Below are 6,166 nucleotides of genomic sequence, written 5' to 3' on the forward strand. Positions count from 1 at the left end.
GCAGCGGCCCGATGATGGCTGGCGGCGATCGTTTCGTCATAACGATCGACGGCAAGGGTGGCCATGCGGCCTACCCGCATCTCGCGCGCGATCCGGTTCTGGCAGGCGCCCAGATGATCGTGGCACTGCAGACAATCACCTCGCGCTTTACCAATCCATTCGATCCGGTTGTGCTCTCGATCACCTATTTCGACGGCGGAAGTGTCGGAGCGCTCAACGTCATCCCCTCGGCGACCCGTGTCGGTGGCACAATCCGCACGATGCAGCCGCAGACACGAAAAGCGGTGGAAGAACGGTTCCGCGAGGTGGTGGCGGGAACTGCAAAGTCCCTTGGCTGCGAGGCCACCATTGACTGGCGTCCAGGCTATCCGGTCACCGTCAATGATCCGCAGAAGACCAAGCTCGCCACACAAGCCGCAGTTGCCGTCGCAGGATCCGACCAGGTCGATACCGACTGGCCGGCCACCATGGGGTCGGAAGACTTTTCGTATATGCTGGAAAAGCGCCCCGGCGCCCTCATCTGGCTCGGCAATGGCGATAGCGCCGACTTGCATAACCCGGCTTACGATTTCAATGACGACGCCATCGTTCACGGTGTGAGGTACTGGTTGACGCTCGTTGACCAGCGCCTGAATGGAGCATGACGAAAGGCTCGCAGCCGAACCGGCTGCGAGAGATGAAACGGAAGCCCACCGCGCCGAGCCGGGAATGGCCTGAGAACTGGCCAACTTGTTAAAACAAGCAGGACGGAGGACGCCGAGCGCTCTCTGCTGCTTGAAACTACGGGACAACATAATGACCGATCTCCCCCTTCACCTTGCCAGCGCTGATTACATGCGCCTGCTACCGCTTGCCGCTGGCCTGGTCCGGCCGGAAGGCATTGCGCTGACCTTGACGCTGGGGCGCGGGGGCTCCTGGGATATGCGCAATGCACTGATGGGTCAGGTGAACACTACCGAGGATTTTGACGGCGGCGAAAGCTCAATGGGAGCGCACCTGATCCGCATGGCAAAAGGCGACCGCTCTATGGTGGCGCTGCCGGTCTTCGTGCTGCGCGGCTTCATCGAGCGCGATCTCTATGTCCGCCAGGGCGGATCGGTGCACCAACCGTCGGATCTGGCCGGTCGCCGCGTGGGGCTCTACAGCTGGGGCGCCAGCGGCGCGATCTGGTACCGTCAGGCGATGGAGCGGATGGGCGTCTCGCCCGATGCTGTGCAATGGGTGGTGGGAGACGTGAACCAGCCGGGCGAAAGCAAGAAGGTAGCCTTTCCCGCACATGTCGAAACCGCGCCGGAGCCGATGTCGAAAATGCTGGCCGAGGGTAGGATCGATGCTCTCTGGAGCCCGCCTCTGCCCAACGGCTTCGACCCCGTGGCCGGTCCGGTCATCCGCCTGTTCCCCGACAGCCGGGCCGAGGAGGAGGCAGGCTTCCGCGCCACCGGAATCTTTCCGCCGATGCATCTGATCATCCTGCGCCGCGCGGTCTGGGAGGCTCATCCATGGATCGCCCCTGCCCTGACCGAAGCCTTCGAGGCCTCGGATGCGGCCTTTGACGCGGGACAGGACGGCTTTCCCGATGCGGCACCCTTCATGTATCAGGAACGACCACGGCTTCGAACCTTGATGGGAGAGCGGCCTTACGGCCATGGGCTGACCGCTGCCAACCACCGTGCGTTGCGCGTCTTCGCCGAGACAGCCCACCGCTATGGTTTGATCGATCGCATGGTCGAGCCCGAGGAATATTTCGCCGAATACCTCGCCAGCCCTGGCCTCTAACTGCGTTGAACGAGGGTCTCGACCAGCCGCTCCACATCACCCGGATCGGGAATATGACGGAATTCTATCTTGGTCGCCTGCGCCGGCATCAGAGGCAGCACCCCCTCCGAGCCGGTGGCATAGATGATCACCGAACGGTCGGCCATGCGCTGGGCAAGGTCGGGCCCGTCCTCCAGCGCCAGACGGATGTCATGGCAATGGGAAGCGAAACGTTTCAGGCCCGAGCTGAGTACCGGCAGGAACGGTGTGACACGGGCTATGCCGCCCAGCCGCGACTGCGGCGATAGTGAAGCGAGCGAGCGCCGCGTCTCTTCCGAGGGAATGAATCGGATGGTGACGATCTCGGCCGTCGGCATCAATTCGAGCAGACGACGGCGCATGGTCAGAAATGTCACCACCACATCCGCGCCGGCATGACGCTGGCGTAGTGACGGGTCGCGCTCCAGTTCACTGATCGCAACCGCCTCCACGGTGAAATTGCTGCCGATCTGCGCGGCGATGCGGGCGGCGTAGTCCTCGGTGGAGGTGCGGAAGCCCCCTACAACGACGATGCGTGGCTTTACCGCGTTGCTGGAAAGAAAGGCCAACCTTGCCTGTATCATCAAACCGAGATCGCGCAGCGAGATGCCTGCCTTGCGGGCACGGTCCACCAGCTGGTCGATTTCGGCATGCAGCGAGGTGCTCGACGGATTTTCTGCCTCTTGCGAACGGGCGCTGAAGGCTACGAATGTACCCGCGCCAGCCCTTGCCTCTATCAACCCGTCTTTCTTCAAATCACCGTAAGCCTGATTGACAGTCATCGGCGCGACGCCCAGCTTTTCCGCCAGTTCGCGCACCGAAGGCAACGCTTCGCCCACGGACAGCGCACCGCTGGAGATGGCGAATTCGATCGTTCCGCGAATCTGGTGCCGGATCGGCATGCCCGCACCGCGGTCGACGAAGATTTCCATCTCAACTCCTCTGTTCTAGTTTTGTATAACAGAATAATCTTGGCCGAATGCAAGCTGCTTGCCGACGCAAGTGCACGAGGACCATCACTTATGAAGACCATTAGAATTGCAATCGCCGGTTATGGCAATGTCGGCCGCATGGTGGCGCAGATGGTTGGCGAACGTCGCGCGGAAGATCTGGCTGCGGGGCGCGATCTGCGGTTGGTGGCGCTGCTCGGACGACGAGGCGGTGCGACCGATTCCGCCGGGCTTGGGGCGCTTGAGCCAACGGCGCTGACCGGCCCAACCGGGCCCGCTGCGCTGATCGCCGCCGCCCCGGACATCACGATCGAGGCCGGCCCCAGTGATTATCAGAGCGGCGAGCCCGCGGCGTCTTATATCCGCGCGGCGCTCGGCGCGGGCAGCCATGTCGTCGTCGCCTCCAAGGCGGCGCTGGTACGCGAGGGGATCGCGCTGCGCGCGGAGGCTGCGGCCAGAAAGGTGCAACTGCGGATCAGTGCCGCGGCCGCGGCAGCACTGCCGGCACTGGATCTTCTGGCCGACAGTCATCGCGGAGCTGGTGTGTTCCGGGTGGAAGGAATCCTTAACGCCACTTCCAACGTGCTTCTGACCGCGATGGCCCGCGACGGACAAAGCTTCGAGGTCGCGCTTTCCGCCGCTCGCGAGGCCGGGGTTGCCGAGGCAGATCATCGCAACGATACCGAAGGGTATGATGCGGCTGCGAAGCTTTTGCTTCTCGCGAACTTCGGGCTGGGCCTGTCGCTGAAGCTCGACGATATTGCGCGACAGGATCTGGGTGCGCTGACGCCCGCCCAGTTCGCTCACTGGCGCGCCAGAGGCGAGGTGCCGAAGCAGGTCGCCCGGCTGGAACTGACGGGCAAGGGAACGCGGGCCGAGGTTGGGATCCGCGCCTTCCCGATGACCCATCCTTTCGCCGGGGTGGAGGGAGGTGCCAAGGCGGTGAGCATCACCAGCCGGGACATGGGCGAAGTCTTCTGCACCGGACATGGCGAGGAACCCCGTGCCACCGCAGCGGCCGTGCTGAAGGACCTGTTGCGCATCTGTGGCTGAATTATTCAGGCGTAGTGGCAAGCCGCCCAGTGGCGCGGCTTGACCTCACGCAGCGCGGGCCGGCTGGCGGCACATTCGGCCGTCGCCTTCCAGCAGCGGGTGCGGAAGGGACAGCCAGATGGCGGGTTGCGCGGACTTGGCAGGTCTCCCTTCAACACGATGCGTGGCCGCCCACTTTGCCGCGCAGCATCCGGGATCGCAGAAAGGAGCGCTTCTGTGTAGGGCATGCGCGGATCGGCATAGAGATCCTCTGCATCGGCAAGCTCAACGAGTTGACCAAGATACATTACCCCGACCCGGTCGGAGATATATTCGACCACGCCAAGGTCATGGGCGATGAAGAGATAGGAAAGGCCGAATTCGGCTTTTAGCTCCGACATCAGGTTCAGAACCTGGCTTTGCACGGAGACATCAAGCGCCGACACCGGCTCGTCGGCCACGACAAGCTTCGGCCGCAGTGCCAGAGCCCTGGCGATGCCGATCCGCTGCCGCTGGCCGCCCGAGAATTCATGCGGATAGCGGTCCAGATGTTCACGACGCAGGCCGACGCGTTCTGCCAGTGCCTCCACCCGTGCCCTACGCTCCTCGCGAGGCACACCGGCGATCACCAACCCCTCGCCGATGAGGCGACGCACCTTCATGCGCGGATCAAGGCTGCCGCGCGGATCCTGAAAGATCATCTGGATCGCCCGGCGTTGCGCCAGGCTGGTTGCGCCACGGGCGGTGGCCATGTCCCGCCCTTCGAACAGCACCTGCCCGCTTGTCGGCTTTTCCAGTTGCATCAGGGTGCGGCCGAGCGAGCTTTTGCCGCAGCCGGACTCGCCCACAAGGCCCAATGTCTCGCCGCGGCGGATGTCGAGTGTGATGCCATCCACCGCACGCACGAATTCAGGTTTACCGCTAAGGCCTCCTGCTCTGACCCGATACCACAGCTTGAGGTCGCGCATTTCGAGAAGTGGGTCGGCGCAAGCCTGCGAAAGGGAAAGATCAGTCATTGGTCAGGGTCTCCTGAAGCCAGCAGGCAGAGAGATGGCCGGTCCCGGCCGCGAAAAGCGGCGGGCGGGTGGCGCAGCGCGCGGTGGCATGGGTACAGCGCGGTGCAAAGCCGCAGCCCGGCGGCAGATCGAACGGGCTCGGCACCGTGCCGGGAATGGCAAAAAGCGGCTTTCCGCGCTCGGCGAGCCCAGGCATCGAGGCGAGCAGCGCGCGCGTGTAGGGGTGCCGCGGCCGCGCCGTCACCTCCTCCAAAGGCCCCTGTTCCATGACGCGACCGGCATACATCACCACCACCTCGTCACAGATCTCGCGCACCACGCCGAAATCATGCGTGATCAGCATGACGGTGGTCTCGGTCAATCCCCGTATGACATCGAGGATCTGCGCCTGGATGGTCACGTCGAGCGCTGTCGTCGGCTCGTCCAGAATCAGGACATCCGGCTTGTTGGCCATCGCCATGGCGATCACAACCCGCTGGCGCATGCCACCCGAGAGATTGTGGGGATATTCATCGAAGCGTCGATCAGGATCGGGAATACCGACCTGACGGAAGAGTTCCACCACCTCTGCCCGCAGCTCAGCCTTCGAAAGCCGCCGATGGGCGAGAATCTGCTCGCCCACCTGCCGTCCCACCCGGTAGACCGGATTGAGCGCCGACATAGGATCTTGAAAGACGAGACAGAGGTCACGGCCGCGCAAGGCAAGGAATTCGCGATCGCTGAGCCCACGCAGATCGCGGCCGCGGAACAGGATCTCGCCGCGCTCGATCCGGCCGGGCGAATCGAGGAGCCGCAAAATCGACATCGCGGCAATGCTTTTGCCCGATCCGCTTTCGCCAACCACGCCCAGCCTGCGCCGTGCACCGAGCGTGAAACTGACGCCGTCGACCGCGCGCACCTGCCCGGCAGGCGTGTCGAATACGGTGCAGAGATCGCGCACTTCCAGAATAGGATCCACGGCGATGGCGGAGGGGACGGGATCGTTCATCTTGGCTCTCCTGAATGATGGCACGAACCGGGACGTGGCGAACGGCCCGGATCAGACCGGGCAGATTTGCGAGGCGGGGGCGAAGTCCTTGCGCGGCGTTGCCTGCTGAAGGCGACCATCCTGCATGACCAGAGCGAGATCGCGCAGCGCGTCGAGATCGGCCAGGGGATCGCCCTTGCTGACGATCAGATCGGCGGGACGCCCCACCAGCAGGCGCCCGGCGCGGTCGGCGATGCGGATCGCATCCGCCGCACCGCCGGTTCCGGCGAAGAGCGCCTCGGCCGTGGTCATGCCGCCGCGGTTCATCATCTCGAGCTCCACCACCATCGAGTCGGTGGGCGTGTAGCGCCAACCGGCATCCGTACCTGCCACATAGGTTACCCCCG

Annotated in this window: 7 protein-coding genes; 3 read left to right on the forward strand and 4 right to left on the reverse strand. The window is 64.0% G+C overall.

Going from position 1 to position 6,166, the window contains the following annotated elements; all coding sequences use genetic code 11:
• Positions 1-644, forward strand: a 644-nt coding sequence (locus ABW043_RS14210) for an amidohydrolase (protein WP_353921863.1), incomplete at its 5' end; no start/stop codon positions are given.
• A 151-nt stretch (positions 645-795) separates the two neighbouring features.
• Complete coding sequence (locus ABW043_RS14215) at positions 796-1,776, forward strand: ABC transporter substrate-binding protein (RefSeq protein WP_353921864.1); 981 nt, start codon at positions 796-798, stop codon at positions 1,774-1,776.
• On the opposite strand, the gene ABW043_RS14220 is transcribed toward ABW043_RS14215, so the two are convergent.
• Entirely contained in the window at positions 1,773-2,726 is a 954-nt protein-coding gene (locus ABW043_RS14220) for a GntR family transcriptional regulator (protein ID WP_353921865.1), read from the reverse strand. The genes ABW043_RS14215 and ABW043_RS14220 overlap by 4 nt on opposite strands.
• A 90-nt stretch (positions 2,727-2,816) precedes the next feature.
• Here ABW043_RS14220 and ABW043_RS14225 point away from each other — a divergent pair, with 90 nt between their 5' ends.
• Entirely contained in the window at positions 2,817-3,797 is a 981-nt protein-coding gene (locus ABW043_RS14225) for a homoserine dehydrogenase (protein ID WP_353921866.1), read from the forward strand.
• 5 nt (positions 3,798-3,802) lie between these two features.
• On the opposite strand, the gene ABW043_RS14230 is transcribed toward ABW043_RS14225, so the two are convergent.
• From ABW043_RS14230 to ABW043_RS14240, 3 genes are all read right to left on the reverse strand, one after another.
• Positions 3,803-4,792, reverse strand: a complete 990-nt coding sequence (locus ABW043_RS14230; RefSeq protein WP_353921867.1) for an ABC transporter ATP-binding protein — start codon at positions 4,790-4,792, stop codon at positions 3,803-3,805.
• A complete protein-coding gene (locus ABW043_RS14235) occupies positions 4,785-5,780 on the reverse strand; it encodes an ABC transporter ATP-binding protein (protein ID WP_353921868.1) in 996 nt (331 codons plus the stop codon). Before ABW043_RS14235 ends, ABW043_RS14230 begins: the two co-directional genes overlap by 8 nt.
• A 51-nt stretch (positions 5,781-5,831) precedes the next feature.
• Positions 5,832-6,166: amidohydrolase family protein (locus ABW043_RS14240; RefSeq protein WP_353921869.1), on the reverse strand; the 335-nt coding region annotated here is incomplete at its 5' end.

It is taken from the genome of Devosia sp. (assembly GCF_040509215.1).
Classification (GTDB): Bacteria; Pseudomonadota; Alphaproteobacteria; order Rhizobiales; family Devosiaceae; genus Devosia.

What these genes read in the sequence shown, in the direction of transcription:
- ABW043_RS14230 (WP_353921867.1), bottom strand. Translation starts at nt 4,792, where the DNA reads ATGACTGATCTTTCCCTTTCGCAGGCTTGCGCCGACCCACTTCTCGAA.
- ABW043_RS14220 (WP_353921865.1), bottom strand. Translation starts at nt 2,726, where the DNA reads ATGGAAATCTTCGTCGACCGCGGTGCGGGCATGCCGATCCGGCACCAG.
- ABW043_RS14225 (WP_353921866.1), top strand. Translation starts at nt 2,817, where the DNA reads ATGAAGACCATTAGAATTGCAATCGCCGGTTATGGCAATGTCGGCCGC.
- ABW043_RS14235 (WP_353921868.1), bottom strand. Translation starts at nt 5,780, where the DNA reads ATGAACGATCCCGTCCCCTCCGCCATCGCCGTGGATCCTATTCTGGAA.
- ABW043_RS14215 (WP_353921864.1), top strand. Translation starts at nt 796, where the DNA reads ATGACCGATCTCCCCCTTCACCTTGCCAGCGCTGATTACATGCGCCTG.